Annotated in this window: 15 protein-coding genes; 5 read left to right on the top strand and 10 right to left on the bottom strand. The window is 68.1% G+C overall.

Translation table 11 applies throughout. The features are described 5' to 3' along the window. Positions 1-47: 47 nt before the first annotated feature. The 5 genes from ACRC20_RS07575 to ACRC20_RS07555 are packed head-to-tail and all read right to left on the bottom strand — an operon-like array spanning position 48 to position 4,832. A complete protein-coding gene (locus ACRC20_RS07575) occupies positions 48-887 on the bottom strand; it encodes a carbohydrate ABC transporter permease (protein ID WP_438685754.1) in 840 nt (279 codons plus the stop codon). Further along, on the bottom strand, positions 884-1,747 hold the full coding sequence (locus ACRC20_RS07570) for a carbohydrate ABC transporter permease (RefSeq protein WP_438685753.1): 864 nt from the start codon (positions 1,745-1,747) through the stop codon (positions 884-886). The genes ACRC20_RS07575 and ACRC20_RS07570 overlap by 4 nt, the downstream gene beginning before the upstream one ends. After that, entirely contained in the window at positions 1,744-3,024 is a 1,281-nt protein-coding gene (locus ACRC20_RS07565; protein ID WP_438685752.1) for an extracellular solute-binding protein, read from the bottom strand. Before ACRC20_RS07565 ends, ACRC20_RS07570 begins: the two co-directional genes overlap by 4 nt. A gap of 19 nt (positions 3,025-3,043) precedes the next feature. Next, positions 3,044-3,916 carry an SGNH/GDSL hydrolase family protein gene (locus tag ACRC20_RS07560; RefSeq protein WP_438685751.1) on the bottom strand — a complete coding sequence of 291 codons (873 nt, stop codon included), beginning with the start codon at positions 3,914-3,916 and terminating at the stop codon, positions 3,044-3,046. 43 nt (positions 3,917-3,959) lie between these two features. Further along, complete coding sequence (locus ACRC20_RS07555; protein ID WP_438685750.1) at positions 3,960-4,832, bottom strand: SGNH/GDSL hydrolase family protein; 873 nt, start codon at positions 4,830-4,832, stop codon at positions 3,960-3,962. Between the two features lie 28 nt (positions 4,833-4,860). On the opposite strand from ACRC20_RS07555, the gene ACRC20_RS07550 reads away from it, so the two are divergent. Next, positions 4,861-6,015, top strand: coding sequence for a P-loop NTPase (locus tag ACRC20_RS07550; protein WP_438685749.1), 1,155 nt, complete (start codon positions 4,861-4,863; stop codon positions 6,013-6,015). Between the two features lie 4 nt (positions 6,016-6,019). Further along, the gene (locus ACRC20_RS07545; RefSeq protein ID WP_438685748.1) at positions 6,020-7,528 is read left to right on the top strand and encodes an MFS transporter; all 1,509 of its coding nucleotides are present in this window, start codon (positions 6,020-6,022) and stop codon (positions 7,526-7,528) included. Here ACRC20_RS07545 and ACRC20_RS07540 read toward each other — a convergent pair. The 5 genes from ACRC20_RS07540 to sigE form a co-directional block, all read right to left on the bottom strand. Next, positions 7,495-8,418, bottom strand: coding sequence for an SMP-30/gluconolactonase/LRE family protein (locus ACRC20_RS07540; protein WP_438685747.1), 924 nt, complete (start codon positions 8,416-8,418; stop codon positions 7,495-7,497). The genes ACRC20_RS07545 and ACRC20_RS07540 overlap by 34 nt on opposite strands. A 9-nt stretch (positions 8,419-8,427) precedes the next feature. Then, a complete protein-coding gene (gene tatB / locus ACRC20_RS07535) occupies positions 8,428-8,841 on the bottom strand; it encodes a Sec-independent protein translocase protein TatB (RefSeq protein WP_438685746.1) in 414 nt (137 codons plus the stop codon). A gap of 7 nt (positions 8,842-8,848) precedes the next feature. Beyond that, positions 8,849-10,378 carry a S1C family serine protease gene (locus ACRC20_RS07530; RefSeq protein ID WP_438685745.1) on the bottom strand — a complete coding sequence of 510 codons (1,530 nt, stop codon included), beginning with the start codon at positions 10,376-10,378 and terminating at the stop codon, positions 8,849-8,851. After that, positions 10,375-10,776 carry a zf-HC2 domain-containing protein gene (locus ACRC20_RS07525; protein ID WP_438685744.1) on the bottom strand — a complete coding sequence of 134 codons (402 nt, stop codon included), beginning with the start codon at positions 10,774-10,776 and terminating at the stop codon, positions 10,375-10,377. Before ACRC20_RS07525 ends, ACRC20_RS07530 begins: the two co-directional genes overlap by 4 nt. An 89-nt stretch (positions 10,777-10,865) precedes the next feature. After that, a complete protein-coding gene (gene sigE / locus ACRC20_RS07520) occupies positions 10,866-11,570 on the bottom strand; it encodes an RNA polymerase sigma factor SigE (protein WP_438685743.1) in 705 nt (234 codons plus the stop codon). A 135-nt stretch (positions 11,571-11,705) separates the two neighbouring features. Here sigE and ACRC20_RS07515 point away from each other — a divergent pair, with 135 nt between their 5' ends. The 3 genes from ACRC20_RS07515 to ACRC20_RS07505 all read left to right on the top strand — a co-directional run bounded on the left by ACRC20_RS07515 (position 11,706) and on the right by ACRC20_RS07505 (position 15,268). Then, entirely contained in the window at positions 11,706-13,811 is a 2,106-nt protein-coding gene (locus tag ACRC20_RS07515) for a M13 family metallopeptidase (RefSeq protein WP_438685742.1), read from the top strand. A 167-nt stretch (positions 13,812-13,978) separates the two neighbouring features. Beyond that, positions 13,979-14,641 (top strand): O-methyltransferase, encoded by a 663-nt coding sequence (locus ACRC20_RS07510; protein ID WP_438685741.1) that lies wholly within the window; start codon positions 13,979-13,981, stop codon positions 14,639-14,641. A 132-nt stretch (positions 14,642-14,773) separates the two neighbouring features. Continuing rightward, a complete protein-coding gene (locus ACRC20_RS07505; protein ID WP_438685740.1) occupies positions 14,774-15,268 on the top strand; it encodes a DUF222 domain-containing protein in 495 nt (164 codons plus the stop codon). Positions 15,269-15,305 lie beyond the last annotated feature (37 nt).

Raw genomic sequence — 15,305 nt, 5'->3', positions numbered from 1 at the left:
GACCGCGCTCAACAACACGGCGGGTTCGATTCCCGCCATCGGCTCCATTACCCCTTCACCGCGCCGGAAGTCAGTCCGGCGACGATCTTCCGCTGGAACAGCACCACGAAGACCACGATGGGAATCGTGATGATCACCGCCGCCGCCGCGATTGTGCCGGTCGGCTCTTCGAACTCGGAGCTTCCGGTGAAGTTCGCCATCGCAACCGGGGCGGTGACCGAGCGCGCGGTCGCGGTCAACGTCGACGCGAAGAGCAGGTCGTTCCAGGCGAAGATGAAGACGAGGATCGCCGTCGCCACCGCTCCCGGCGCGGCAAGCGGCAGGATCACCCGGCGGAATGTGGTCATCGGGCTCGCCCCGTCCATTGCGGCGGCTTCCTCCAAATCCTTGGGGATCTCGCGGAAGAACGCCGCCAACGTGTACACGGCGAGCGGCATCGCGAACGTGGCGTAGGGCAGGACGAGGCCCGCCCAGGTGTCGAACAGCCCGAGCTGGCGCTCCACGTCGAAGAGCGGGGTCGCGAGGGAGATCTGCGGGAACATCATGACGGCGAGCATCACGCCGACGAACAGCCGCTTGCCCCGGAAGTCGACCCGTGCGGTGGCGTACGCGGCGAGCGCCCCGGCCGCCACGGCGAGCGCGGTCGCGAGGAGCGCGACCCCGATCGAGTTGACGAGCGCGGCGGTGAAGTCGCCCGATTGGAACACCCTGCGGTAGTTCTCGAATGTGACCGCGCTGGGAATGAGCCTGCCGTCGCCGATGGCGGAGCTCGGCTTGAGCGACAGGCTCATGATCCACCCCACGGGAACCAGCGCGTACACCACCGCGAGGAGGTCCAACGCCGCCCATCCGGCGATCATGCCGCGCGCCTTGCCCGAGCCGCTCATGCCTCGCGCTCCATCCCGGGGGCGGCGGCTCCGAACACTTTCATGAACACGGCGACGATGAGGGCGACGCAGACGAAGACGAGCACGCTGATCGCCGAGCCGACTCCGAGGTTGAAGGAGAGGAACAAGTTGTCGTAGCCCAGGATCGACACCGACCCGGTGCCCGACGCGCCTTTGGTCATGATGTAGATGTTGTCGAACACGCGGAACGCGTCCACCGTCCGGAAGAGCAGGGCCACCATGATCGCGGGCCGCATCGCGGGCAGGACCACGCGCCACAGGCGCGTCGCCGCCCCGGCCCCGTCCATCTGCGCGGCGTCCGTCAAGTCTTGGGGCACCTGTGCGAGGCCGGTGAGGAGCAGAAGCGACATGAACGGGCTGGTCTTCCACACTTCGGCGAGGACGACCACCGCGATGGCGGAGGCCTGCTGCGTGAGGGGGGCGCTGCCCTGCGGCAGCAGGTTCGCGAGATAGCCGGTCCCCGGCGTCCACGCGTACAGCCACGAATACGCCGAAACGACAGTGACCAGCCCATACGGGATGAGCACCAAGGTTCGCACCAAGGATTTCCCGACCAGGGTGCGGTGCATGAGGAGGGCGAGGGCGAGGCCGAGCGCGAATTCGAGGGCGACGGAGACCGCTGTGATGAGCACGGTCACCCACAACGCGTGCCACCAGTACTGGTCGGACAGCACCGCCGCGTAGTTCGCGAACCCGACAAAAGCCCGGTCCCCCGGCTGGCTGAACCGGTAGCGCTGCGTCGAGAGCCACAAGGCGTGCGCCACCGGATACGCCCCGACCAGCAACATCAATGCCAGCGCGGGCGCGACGAGGAACCAGCCGCGTCGAGTGCTCGTCATGGGACCAGCCCCTCTCCGGCGACAGCTTTCCCGACTTCCTTGTCCAGCACGTCGACCATGCGCTCGGGGTCGATGTCAGCGGGCGGGTTGAGCTTGGCCGTCACGAGTTTCGAGAGCGTCTGGTACACCGGGGTCGCGGGACGGATCGCGGCCGAGTCCTCCTGCAGCTGGCCGAGGACTTGTCGCCACAGCGGGTACACCGCTTGGAACTCGGGGTCGTCGAACACCGAGCGGATCGTCGGCGGCACGCCGTTGCCCACTGCGACCTGACGTTGTTCCCGTTCGCCGGTGATGCACTTGGCCGCTTGGAACGCGAGGTCCTTGTGCCGAGACGTGCTCGCCACCGCGAGGTTGTAGCCTCCGAGCGTGACCCGCGCGGGCTTGTCGGGGTCCACCCTCGGGTACTGCTCGTGGCCGAGGGCTTCGGGCGCGAACGCGACGCCGCCCGACTTCGCGTTCTCGATCACGCTGTTGAGCACATACGGCCAGTTCACCTCGAACGCGGCCCTCCCCTGCTCAAGGGCGAGCCGCGCCGTCGTCTCGTTGCTCTGCGAGATGGACGGGTCTGCGCCTCGGGCCCGCGCGACGTCGCGGATGACGGTGAGCGCCTTCACGGTCGCGGCCCTGTGCTCCGGGGTGTCCTCAAGGGTGGGCGTTTTGCCGTCCGGCGCGAGGATCGCCCCGCCAGCGCTCACGAGCAACGTGTTGAACCAGACCATGAGCCCCTCGTACGGGGCGGCTTGGACGGCGATCTGGCCGGGGCCTCCGGCCCTGGCGAACCGCTGCGCCTGGTCGATCAGTCCGGCCCATGTGGCGGGCGCGTCGCCGACGAGGTCCTTGCGGTACCAGAGCAGCTGGGTGTTGGTGTTCGCGGGGAAGGCGTAGAGCACGCCTTTCCAGATCGCGGTCGTGTACGGGCCAGGCAGGCTCTTGCCCCGGACCTCCGACACGAGCCGTTCGGGCAACGGGACCGCCCAGCCCGCCTCGGCGAACTCGGCGGTCCACACCACGTCGAGGAGCATCAGGTCCAAGCTCGCGTCGTCCCCGGCGAGACGGCGCGCGAGCTGCAGCCGTTGCGAGTCGGCTTCCCTTGGCAGAAGCCGCGTCTCGACCTGGTACTGCGCCGTCGAGCAGTCCTTCGCCGCCCGCGTGTACTGCTCCCCCTCGTTGCCCGAGGCGTACAGCCACAAGACGAGCGGGCCCGCCTGCCGCGCGCACGAGGCGACGAGCCCGACGGCCAAGACCGCCGCGAGGAGGACTCGGACGGCTCGGCTCATGGCTCCAGACTATCCGGGGTCAGCGCCCGATCGCGGAGAGCACCGCTCGCGCCATGCCGTCCTCGCCCGCAGACTGGGGATGCAAGGCGATGTTGTCGCCGATGAGCGCGCCGCCGCCGGTGATCCAGGGGTTGTCGGAGCACACGCCGTGGCCCGCCGAGGCGGCTGCGGCGTCGGCGAATTTCGACCCGGTCGCGGCGGCCGCGTTCCGCAACGCGCCGTTCAGCCCCGCTTGGACCCCGTCGATGTATGCGGCGTCCTGCGCGTTGTACGAGCCCCACGCCGGGCACCACGCCGTGCCGACCCTGATGTAGCTCACCACCACCACGGTTGCTTTCGGAGCGACCGCGTGGACCTGGCGCAGCACGTCGGTGACCGAGCCCTGGACTCGCGCGAAGAAGTCGCTCATGTCGCCGAGCTGCGGCTTCGCCTCCACCTTCTGCTCGCATCCGCCGCCGCCGATGTTGCATTCGAAGAACACGGCCTCCGCGAGGCCGTCGTTGTTCGCGCCAACGGTGAGCGTCACGAGGTCGGTGTCCGGGGTGACCGCATCGAACTGCGCCGAACGCGCGTCCCCGAGGGGGCCGGACTCCCCGCCCGCGATCCCGTACGAGCTCGCGCCGCTGCAGCTCACGTCGAGGAACGACTCCCCGCGCTCAAGGCCGAGCGCGTCGGCCACCTGCGAGGGGTAGTTGCGCAGCGACCGCGAGCATCCCCCCGACGCGCCGTCTGTCGGGCCCACGCCGGGAGCGGCTGCGTACGAGTCGCCGAGCGCGACGTACTTGTGGAACGAAGCCCGCTGGCCCGACTGGTCCGCGAGGGCGGCCTGGGCGGGAAGACAGAACAGGGGCAAGGCTGCGAGCAGCGCGACTTTGCGCAATGAGGGGGGCATAGCAAAGCAGGCTACCTGACAAACATCGCCAGAGACGACAACCTCAGCGCCCGAGCGCCGCGAGCACGGCCCTCGCCGAAGCCGCTTGGCCTTCGGGCAAGGGGTGAATCGCGATGTCGCCGCCGAGAAGGGGCCCGCCGCCCGCGACCCACGGGTCGCCCGAGCAGACTCCGTGGCCGCCCGACGCGGCGTTGACGTCCACGAATCGCGCCCCGCCCTCGGCCGCCGCCGCCTTGAGCGCGTCGTTCAGCCGGGCTTGGAGCCCGTCGATGTACGCGGCGTCCTGCGCGTTGTACGAGCCCCACGCCGGACACCAGTCCGAGCCCACCCTGATGTAGCTCACGACCAAGACCGTGGCTTTAGCCGCGATCTGGCGGATCTGGCGCAATGCGTCGGCCACGGTGTCCTTGACCCTTGGGAAGAATCCGCCCATGTCCCCCAGCTGCGGCTTCGCCTCCACCTTCTGCTCGCATCCGCCGCCGCCGATGTTGCAGTCGAGGAAGAGCGTCTGCGCGAGGCCGTCGTTGACCGCGCCGATCGTGACCGTCACCAAGTCGACGTCCGAGTCGATCGCATTGACCATCGCGCCGTGGCCGCCGATGATCACCTGCGGGCCTTCGTCTGCGGTGAGCCCGTAGGAAGTGGCGCCGCTGCACGTCACGTCGACGAACCCGGAGTCTCGCTCAAGGCCGAGGCTGTCCGCCACTCGCGACGGGTAGTTGCCGAGCGATCGGTCGCAGCTCCCCGAGGAGCCGTCCACCGGGTCTTGGAACGGGGCTGCGGCGAAGGAGTCCCCGAGCGCGACGTACTTGTGGAACTGGACGGGGCCGGACGGGTCCGCGAGCGCCGCCCGGGCAGGCAGGCACGAGAGCGAAAGAGCTGCGAGAAGCGCGGCTTTGCGGCGAGTGCTGGACATGTGAAGCACGTTACACCGAGGCCGGGGAATGGAAAATACCCGAAAAGCCTGCGGGTACCATGGACAGGTGAGTTCGACAACCGATGTGCGACAGGAACAGATTCTCGCGGCGCTTGCGCGCGTGATCGACCCGGAGATCCGCAAGCCCATCACCGAGCTCGGCATGGTGAAATCTGCCGAGATCGGGGCCGACGACGTCGCGAGGATCGCCGTCTACCTCACCACCAAGGCATGCCCGCTCAAGGACGAGATCGCCAAGCGAGTCCGCAGCGCGGTGCTCGACGTGCCCGGCGTGCGCGACGTGCAGGTCGAGCTGGACGTGATGAACGACGAGCAGCGCACCGCGTTGCGCAAATCGCTGCGCGGCGACGCGAAAGACCCGGTCATCCCCTTCGCGCAGCCGAAATCGCTCACTAAGGTGTACGCGGTGGCGAGCGGCAAGGGCGGCGTCGGGAAATCCACCGTGACGGTGAACCTCGCCGTCGCGCTGGCCTCGCGCGGCTTGTCCGTCGGCGTGCTCGACGCGGACATCTACGGGCACTCCGTGCCAGGCCTCTTGGGCTCCGACGCGCGCCCCACCCAGGTGGAGAGCATGATCATGCCGCCATCCGCGCACAACGTCCGGTTCATCTCGGTCGCGCAGTTCACCAAGGACAACACGCCCGTCGTCTGGCGCGGCCCGATGCTGCACCGGGCGTTGCAGCAGTTCCTCGCCGACGTGTACTGGGGAGACCTCGACGTGCTGCTCCTCGACTTGCCGCCCGGCACAGGAGATGTCGCGATCTCGCTCGCCCAGCTGATCCCGAACGCGGAGCTGCTCGTCGTCACGACCCCGCAGCACACTGCGGCCGTTGTCGCCGAGCGCGCGGGCGCGATCGCGGTGCAGACCCGGCAGTCCATCGCCGGAGTCATCGAGAACATGTCGGGCGGAGTCTTCGGCGAAGGCGGCGGAGAGCAGGTCGCGAACCGGCTGTCCGCGGTGACCGGCAGCAAAGTGGCGCTCCTCGGCAGCATCCCGCTCGACGCGGGGCTGCGCGTCTCGGCCGACGAGGGCGCGCCGCTGGTCGTGAGCGACCCGGAGAACCCGGCCGCCGTCGCGTTGCGCGAGGTGGCTTCCCGGCTCGCGATCAAACCACGGGGCCTCGTCGGCATGTCGCTCACCGTCGAGCCGGTGCGGCATTGATGTGATGTCGGACCAGGTCCGCACCAGGGCCGGCACGCGGGAATGGGTCGGCCTGGCCGTGCTCATGCTGCCCGCGCTCCTGATCGCCGTCGACGGCACCGTGCTCGGCTTCGCGCTGCCCAGCCTCGACGCCCAATTGCGCCCGTCCGCCACCCAGACGCTATGGATCGTGGACTCGTACGGGTTCGTGCTCGCGAGCCTGCTGGTGGCCATGGGCAACGTCGGCGACCACATCGGACGGCGCAAACTGCTCATGATCGGCATGGCGGGCTTCGGGGCAGCCTCCATCATGTGCGCGTACGCGCCGGACGCGCATGTGCTCATCGCGGGGAGGGCGTTGCTCGGCTTGGCGGGGGCCACCCTCATGCCGTCCACGATGTCCCTCCTGCGCACGATGTTTCTCGACGAGCGGCAGCGGGTGTTCGCGGTCGCGGTCTGGAGCACGGCGTTCAGCGCGGGGTCGGGCCTCGGCCCGGTGGTCGGCGGCTGGTTGCTCGACCATTTCTGGTGGGGCTCGGTGTTCTTGATCAACGTGCCGGTCGTGCTCGTCGCCCTGGTGTGCGTGCCGTTGCTCGTCGACGAGTCCCGAAATCCCGACCCCGGGCGGATCGACCCCGCCAGCGTCGTCTTGTCCCTCCTCGCCATCGTGCCCGTGGTGTACGGGGTGAAAGAGGTCGCCAAACACGGGCCGAACCTCGCAGCCGGGGCCGCCATCGCCTTCGGCGGGCTGATGGTGTGGGTGTTCGTGCGCAGACAGCAAGAGCTCGCGGAGCCGCTCTTGGATCTGCGGCTGTTCCACAACCCCCGGTTCTCCTCTGCCGTCGCCGCGAGCATGGTCGTGGTCTCCGTCTTGGTCGGAACGCAGTTCCTCATCCCGCAGTATTTGCAGCTGGTGCTCGACATCCCGGTGAGTCGCGCGAGCCTGTACCTGTTGCCGGGCGCGGTGGCCTCAGTGATCTCCGGCTTCGTCGCCGCCGCCGCGATGAGACGCGTGTCGGAGCGCGCTTTGATCGTTATGGGACTGGTCCTCACCGCGATCGGCGTCATGGCGATATTCGGGCTCACCGTCGAGCACGGGGCGTATGTGGTCGCGGCGAGCGGCGTGGCGGTCGGTTTCGGCTTCGGCTCCGCGATGACCGTCATCAGCGCGATCGTGCTCGACGCGGCCCCGCCCCAGCGCGCAGGGGCCGCGGCGGCGATTTCCGAGACCGCGATCGAGCTCGGCGTGGCGATGGGCGTCGCCGTGTTCGGCAGTATCGTCAACGCGGTCTACCAATTCCAGTTCGAGGTGCCCTCCGGCTTCGACCCGAAAATGGTGGACGAAGCGAAGGAGACGCTCGCCAACGCCCTCGCGGCAGGCCTCGCAGGGCCTGCCCGCATCGCGTTCGTCCACGGGTTGTGGGTCGCATGCGGGGTCGGCGTGCTGCTGCTCGGGCTGGCTGTCGCCGGGATGCTGCGCAAGTCCCCCACGGACGTGGTTCAGAGCGGCACGACGGCCAGCGCGGGCGAGTAGAGGGAACCGCACCACAGCTCGCCCCCGTGTTCGCGCATCCCGGTCAGGGTTTGAAACCCCCGCTGCTTGATCCGCGCCTCTCGGACGACGTTGCCTGTGCCGTCCAGCTTGACCGCGACGGTCTCGCCTTTGGCGAGCAGCTCCCCCGCTTTCGGCGGAAGAATCTTGATCAGGGACTGCGCAGGCTTGGGGGCGGCGCGCAGAGCTTCGAGCAACGGGTCCCGCTTGCTTGGCACAGCGACCCACAGCCCTCCGTCGGCAGCGCTCGCCAGATTGTCCGGGTAGCCGGGCAGTCCGTCCGCGAACACGTCGTTCTTGCCCTGCTCGGGGCCTTCGAGCCACACACGCCGCACTCGGCCGGTCGCCGTCTCGGCCACAAAAACGCTCCGCTCGTCCGGGGCGAGCGCCACGCCGTTCGCGAAGTCGATCCCCTCGCACAAAAGCTCTGCCCCGCTGCCCGGAGCCTTGCGGAAGAGACGGCCGGTCCGCGTCGACTGCACAAGGTCCACCAGGTACCGGGCCATGGCGTGCACTTGGGACGACTCGCTGAAATAAACCGTCCCGTCCGAAGCGACCGCAGAGTTGTTGCACGTCAGGAAACGCCTGCCCGCGAAGGCGGACACGAGCGACGTGGCCGTGCCCGCTCGGATGTCGACCACGAGCGCTCCCGCCGAGGCCGCGCAGACCACGAGCTCGCCGTCGCCGTGCATCTCCACCCCGTACGGCCGGTCGCCCTCGATCCGCGCCACGACACGCGGCGGCGAGTCTGGCGGCAACGCGACGATCCGTCCGTCCGCGAGACCGGTGTACACCGTGCCGTCCGGACCGATCGCCACATCCTCCGGTCCTTTGCCGGGGAGGGGCACGAGCCGGACCTGGTCGTGAGCCATACGGCTATCTTATGTGGCGTCCGTGTCGAAGACCGGCGGGCCGGAGCGTTCCTCATGGCGGGCAGGCGAGGGGGCCGGTTGCGGCGCGGCGGGTTTCGGAGCAGTCGATTGGCCCGGCTGGTTCGGGGCGAGCGGGTTGAACAAGCTGTCCGGGGACTCGCCGTCGAGCAGATGCTTGGAGATGAACGCCGACGGCGTCGTCCTGCGCAACTGGCTCAGCTGTTGCATCGGCTCCTGCAGCTCGGAGAGCTCCGGGCCGAGTTGCTCGCGGAGCTGCCCGGAGGCGTCCTGGGCGAACGAACGGACCTGGCGCAGGGACTTGGTCGCCCAGCCGATGGCCCCGGGCAACCGCTCCGGGCCGAGGATCACCAGGCCCGCGATCAACAGGATGAAGATCTCTCCCCAACCTATAGAGCCGAACATCGTGAACTCACTTCTGCTTGTCCGAGTCGGGGGTGACTTGCAATTCGACCGGTTTGTTCTGCCCCTCGCCCCTGAGCACTTTGACCGTGGTCGCCTTGCCGAGCGGCATCTTGCGCACGCCGACGAGGAACTCGTCCAAACTCGTCACCGGACGGTCGCCGATTTGCACGATGACGTCGTTCGGCTTGATCCCGGCGTGATCTGCGGGGCCGCCCGGCTTCACGTCGGACACCGAGACCCCGCTGCCTTGCTGGTTCACCACTGGACGGGCCGAGAGTCCGATGACGGGGTGCTCCACAAAACCCTCGTGGATCAAGTGGTTCATCTCGTCCTTCGCGTCGTTCGACGGGATCGCGAAGCCAAGGCCGATGCTGCCGTTGTCGTTCGGCGAGAAGATCATCGTGTTGATGCCGACGATCTTGCCGTTGAGGTCGACCAACGGGCCGCCGGAGTTGCCGTGGTTGATCGCGGCGTCGGTCTGCACCGCGTCGATCACCGAGGACGCGCTCGCGTCGTCCGGGCTGTCCTTCGAGGGCATGACGATCGCCCGGTGCAGGGCGCTCACGATCCCGCTGGTCACGGTCTTCGCAAGGCCGTAGGGGGCGCCGAACGCCACCACCTCTTCGCCGATATGCACGTCTTTGGGGTCGACGAATTCAAGCGTCTTGTCGATCGTCGCCTCGACCTTCACCACGGCGAGGTCGCTCTTGGGGTCCCGGCCAACGATCTTCGCGGGGATGCGCCGCGCGTCCGAGAAGACGACCTCGAGGGTGGCGTTGTTCTCCGCGACCGCCGCGCTCTCCACCACGTGGTTGTTCGTGACGATGTAGCCGTCTTTGGTGATGATCGCCCCGGAGCCGGTCTCTTTCACCTTGTCGCTCCCCTGGGTGTACACCGACTCGATGGTCACCACCGCCGGGGCGACCGCCGCGGCGACCTTCTGCACCGCATCGGCGTTCGGCACCGGCGGGGAGCCCGCGAGCTTGATGTCCGGGTGGCTGTCGTCGACGAGGTACTCGTGCGTCTTGCCCGCGAGGGCGCCGATCAAACCGCCGACGGCCCCGACCAGCAGGGCGACAAGGCCGAGCGCGCCCAAGGCGACCGGGCTGACTTTGTCGCCGAAGAGGACTTCGCGAGCCCCGAGCCGGTGTCCGGCAGTCGGCCCCTCCGGCGCGGGAGCCGGGTACGCGGCTTCGCCGAGCCGGACCACGGCGGCGGGATCGCGCCACGGGTCGTCCTGGCGGGGATCCTCCTGCCGTTGCTCAACGTCCGGCGCGTGCGGATCGCGTTGCAGCGACTCGGGCGCGCCCTCGGGCCGGGAGAACGCCTCCCTCAGGACCGGGTCGGGCGGCGCGAGCGTGTACCCGCGCTCACCGGACGCGCCATTGGCCGAATCCGGCAGGAACGAGCCGTCGACGCCTGCGGGCCTGCCGAAGAACTGGGCGCTGACCGTGTCGACGGCTGGGCGCTCTGGCAGTTTCGGGATGTATTGCGGGCGTCCGTCTTCCAGGGACTGGTCTGTGCTTGTCGAGGTCATCGAGCCGATCCTGGGCGACCCGACCTTGAGCCACGCTGCGCTTCATGCGTCGGGAACGCGTGCGTCGGGATGGCCGACTTCGTGGGAATGGCGCGGAGCGCCCCGAGCAGATCGGCCGGAACCTGCACGCAACTCGACTGCCGCAGCGCGGCCCGCGCCTGCAGTTGCGCCTGCAGTTGATCGCAGCACTCCGAGCAGGCACGGAAGTGCTCGCGGGCTCGGACGGCCGCCTTCTCCCCCAGGTTGCCGTCCGCATACGCGGCGACAGCCTCGAACGCCACGTGGTCGACCGACCAGAAGGCTTTCGGCGCGGATTCGGCTCCCAGGGTTCCCAGGATCACTTCCGCCCCTCGGGACCACTGCGTCGATTCACCCTCGAGGTTGCGGGGGATGATCATAGGACCAGGCCCTCTCTCTCACGTTTCGTACCGCAGCCCGTGCGTCCTGCGGATATCTACCAATACTCGCAGTATAGCGACATTCGGCTTCATCGGCTGGCGAGGGCGAGCTCACGCGCCATGTCGCCCCGCGCCTCACGCTCCCTGCCGGCGAGAATGCTGTCGCGGATGGACTGCCGGGCCCGGTGCAGCCGAGAGCGCACTGTCCCGAGCTTCACGCCGAGCGAAGCCCCGACTTCTTCGTACGAAAGCCCTTCGATGTCGCAGAGCACCACCACCGCCCGGAACTCCGGGGGCAGGTTGTCGAGCGCCGCCTGCAGCGCCGGGTCGAGGTCCGCGTCCGCGACGACGTCCTCCGGGCTCGGGGCGCCGGAAGGCACCCGGTCGTAGTCCTCGGGCAGCGCCTCCATGCGGATCTTCGTCTTGCGCCGGGCTTGGTCGAGGAAGAGGTTCGTGGTGATTCTGTGCAGCCACCCCTCGAACACGCCAGGCCGGTAGGTGTGCAGCGAGCGGAACACGCGGATGAAGGTCTCCTGGGTCAGGTCTTCCGCGTCTTGCTGGTTGCCGGTGAGGCGGTAGGCGATCCGGTAGACTCGCGCGCCGTGCTCGCGCACGAGCTCGTCCCAGCTCGGCATGTCCGAAGCTTGGCCGGTCACGTCGAACCGCGCGGTGCCTTCGAGCTCTTCGTCTCCTTCGAGCCCGTTGTCGGTTTCGAGCCCAGTCTCAGAGAGCAAGACGGCCTTGCCGCTGACTTCGTCGTCAGCGTCTTGGACGGTGTCTTTTCTGCGTGCCATGACGATCACCTTGTCAGGTCCGGGTATGACGATCGTGTGGTAAACCTGAGGCGTTCCTGAGAATACCAGCCGCAGCCGGCCAAGCCAAGGTTTTTTCCGGACTCGATCTCTCCGGGCTTGCTAGGCTGCACAGTCATGCGTCCCCATTCGCGCCTGAAGCCCGCGCTCCTCATCACGGTCGGCTCGCTCTCCCTCGCGCTCACCGCCTGCCAGACCACAGGACTCGACAAGGCCGCAGGGCCCAGCTCCAGCGCCGCCCCTGTCTGGCACGACTCTTTCGCCGACATCGGCCAGCTCGACGACGCGGCAGCGGCATGCGACGACTTCAACGCGCATGTGAACAAATTCGCCGAGGACAAGCTGCAGATCCCGCCGAGCGAGGTCGCGATCGGAGCGTTCAACACCCTGAGCAACAAAGTCCGCGACAACCTGCACGACATCCTCGAAGCCGCCGCGAAGGACGGGAAGCCGTCCAGCGCCGGAGGGTTGTCCGACCGCGACAAGCTCGGCGTCCTCTACCGCGCCGCCAACGACGAGGCGGCGATCGAGCAGCGCGGCTTCGACCCGATCAAACCGGAGCTCGCCAAGATCGCGGCGATCGCCGACACTCCCGCGCTCCTGCGCTACGTCGTCGAGACGGCGGCGCAAGGCCGTTCGCCGCTGCTCGGTTTCGACGCCCAGGCAGACCCGAAGCACACCGACTCCCAGATCGTCGCCGCCGCCGCGGGCGGCACCGGCCTCCCGACCAAAGACTTCTACACCGACCCGCACTACGCCGACCAGCGCGAGGCCTACCACGCGCTCGCCGAGCGCACCCTCAAGCTCGTCGGAGTCCCCGACGACCAGGCGAAAGCCCAAGCCGACCAGGTGATCGACATCGAGACGAAGATCGCCGCCGCAGAGCTCTCGCCGGTCGAGGAGCGCGACCCCAACGCGACCTACAAGATCGTCTCGCTCGCGGACGCGGACAAGACCACCCCGCACATCAAATGGGAGGACGTCTTCGCCGCCGCGAAAATCGCCGCGCCGCAGACCTTGAACCTGGCGCCCGAGCGGGTCTTCACCACCGTCGACACGCTCCTCGCCGCGATCCCCGTCGACCAGTGGAAGGCGTACTTGGCCTTCCACCTCGCCTACGAGTCCTCCCCCGCCCTGTCCAAGGCCTTTGTGGACAACGTTTTCCAGTACATGCAGGCGGTCAGCGGCCAGAAGGAGCAAAAGCCGCGCTGGCAGCGGGCCGTCAGCAACGTGGACAAGTCCATGGGCAACGCGCTCGGCAAGCTCTACGTGGAGAAGTACGTCTCCCCCGAGACGAAGAGCAAGGCGACCGAGCTCATCAAGAACATCCTCGAAGCCGTGAAGGCCAGGATCGAGAAGGTCGACTGGATGACCCCGGAGACCAAGCAGAAGGCCCTCGACAAGTGGGGCAAGATCGGCTTGCGGGTCGCCTACCCCGACACATGGCGCAGCTGGGACGGCCTGGCCGTCGAAGACGGGAAGTACTACGAGAACCTGCAGGCCGCGAGGGACTTCAACCGCGCATACGAGCTCTCCAAGCTCGGCAAGCCGACCGACAAGCAGGAATGGATCACCAACCCGCAGGTGGTGAACGCGTTCTACAGCCCCGAGTACAACACGATCAACTTCCCCGCCGCGATCCTCCAGGCGCCGTTCTACGACCCGGACCGCGACCTCGCCGCCAATTACGGCGCCATCGGGGCGGTGATCGGGCATGAGACCACGCACGCCTTCGACGACCAGGGCAGGCAGTACGACGGCGATGGCAACCTGACCGACTGGTGGACCCCGCAGGACGCGGCGCAGTTCAAGACGCGCACGCAAAAGCTCGTGGACCAGTTCAACGGATACCACCCCTTCCCCGACCAGCCGGACCTGCACGTCAACGGCGAGCTGACCCTCGGCGAGAACATCGCGGACCTCGGCGGCCTGCTCTCGTCCTCGGACGCGCTGCAAAAGCTGGTCGACCAGAAGACAGAGGTCATGCGCCCGCACGCGGGCGTCACCCCGCAGCAGCTCTTCTTCCTGAGCTTCGCGGTGATTTGGCGGGAGAAGATCGAGGAGAAGACGCAGATCCGGCTGCTCGCCTCCGATCCGCACTCGCCGAACCAGTACCGGGTGAACGGGACGGTCGCGAACGTCCCGGCCTTCGCCGCCGCGTTCTCGTGCAAGCCAGGCGCGGCCGAGGCGCACACCAGTGATCAACTAGTCTCCATTTGGTGAGCTCAGACAGACCGAAGCCCGAACAACAAGCCAAGGCTTCGACGAAAAGAACCGGTTTCGCCGCACGACTGCAGGAAGCGCTCCCGGCCCGCGAGGGGGAGCTTCCTCGCCCAATCGCCGGGGACGAAGCCCCCGGCGGGGCCGAACAGCCTGCTAGGGTGAGTCCAATGTCTCCAGTTGAGCCTCCGGCCGCCGAAAAGCTCCTCGCTTACGCGGCCTCAACCGCAGCCGAAGACGAGCCGACCCGTCAGGCACGACTCGCCTCGGCAGAGCTCGCCGTGCCGAGCGTCGAACCGTCGGTGGGCGCGGTGCTCGCCCTTCTCGCCGCGTCTGCCTCGGCGAAAGCTGTCGTCGAGGTCGGCACCGGTGTCGGCGTGAGCGGGCTCTGGCTCCTGCGCGGCATGCGCCCGGACGGCGTGCTCACCACCATCGACGCCGACCCGGCCTGCCACAAGGTCGCGAAAACCGCTTTCGCCGCCGCGCATATCCCCGCCGGTCGGACTCGGCTGATCACCGGCAAGGCCCAGGAAGTGCTGCCGAGGCTCGCGGACGGCGCCTACGACCTCGTGCATATCGACGCGGAGCCGACCGAGCAGCCGCATCTGATCGCCGAAGCGGTGCGACTCCTGCGTCCGGGCGGCGTCCTCGCCGTGCACGCGGCGCTGCACGCGGGCGCGGTCCTTGACCCGGATCGCCACGACCGGGCCGCTGTCGCAGGCCGAGAAGCCGCACGGGCCATCGCCGAAGACGAGCGCCTCCTGCATATTCTCGTCCCCTTCGGGGAGGGATTGCTAGTGGCCGCCGTGCGCCACGAGCCCGCCGAGCGCTAAGACAAGCTGCTCGCCCGCGTCGCGCTGATTTCATACGTCAGTGAAAAGCGTTGCGCAAGGTTGCCATAAGTAGGCACACAAGCGTGTGAGTTTTCCTTGTTCTGCCTGGCGTTTTCGGGTAGAATCGAACGTATGGATGACACGGCGGGAACCGGTTCGGCGGTGAGAGATTTGCTCGCCGCGCTCGCAGAAGTGGAGCGCGAAGAGGCGGTGCTGCTCTCCCGCAAAGCCGTGCTGGTGGCGAGGATCGCCGAAGAGGTGGCGCAACGCCAGATCGTGGAGGAGAAGGCCGTGGGGAAGGGGATTTTCTCTTTCGCGACTCGTGAGGCGGTGTTGTTGGAGTTGGGCCCGGCGCTCGGGGTCTCCTCGCGCGGGGCGGAGGCCATGCTCTCGTTCGCGGAGGACATGACGACGAATTACCCGCGTCTCGGCGCGAAACTCGCAGCCGGCGAGGTCACCGCAAAGACGGCCCGCTACGTGGGGAACACGCTCGGCCTCGCGCCCACAGGCAGTCGCGAGGAGTTGGACGCGTGGCTGGCGGTCCAGGCCCCGCGCTGGCGGACGCACACGGCCCGCAAGATCGAGCACCTCATGGAGGCCCAGTACCTGCGACTGGACCCCGAATAGTGCAAGCGGCGGCGGGAGCGGGCGCATAAACAACGCT

The organism is Segniliparus sp. (assembly GCF_051660745.1).
GTDB lineage: Bacteria > Actinomycetota > Actinomycetes > Mycobacteriales > Mycobacteriaceae > Segniliparus.
This window is presented reverse-complemented; position numbering and strand designations above follow the sequence as displayed.